We start from the raw sequence: 240 nt of genomic DNA, 5'->3' as shown, positions 1-240 counted from the left end.
ATGAAGCAACCAGCCCAGATATGAATAGTAAGTATTGGAGTAGCTGGAGCATAAGGCTCCCCGAAAGCAAGAGGGACAAGCCACGTTCCTAATAAAGAGACGGCAATCGCAATTACTACCGCCATCCAAAGTAATATCCCACATAATTGTTCAAGTTGAAGGTTATACTTAACTTGGTCGTTACGTGCTTTCAAAAGTCGAGGGAAGAACGATGTGGTTAATGCAAGTGGGAAGAAATAC

General features: G+C 42.9%; 1 protein-coding gene. It reads right to left on the bottom strand.

Going from position 1 to position 240, the window contains the following annotated elements; translation table 11 throughout:
* Window positions 1–240 (bottom strand): hypothetical protein (locus IQR33_RS34660; RefSeq protein ID WP_228014187.1); only part of this gene is annotated, 240 nt, incomplete at both ends.

The sequence above is a fragment of the Vibrio sp. OPT46 genome (assembly GCF_015163535.1).
GTDB lineage: Bacteria > Pseudomonadota > Gammaproteobacteria > Enterobacterales > Vibrionaceae > Vibrio > Vibrio alginolyticus.
Note: the sequence above shows the minus strand (reverse complement) of the source record. Positions and strands in the feature narration are given on the sequence as shown.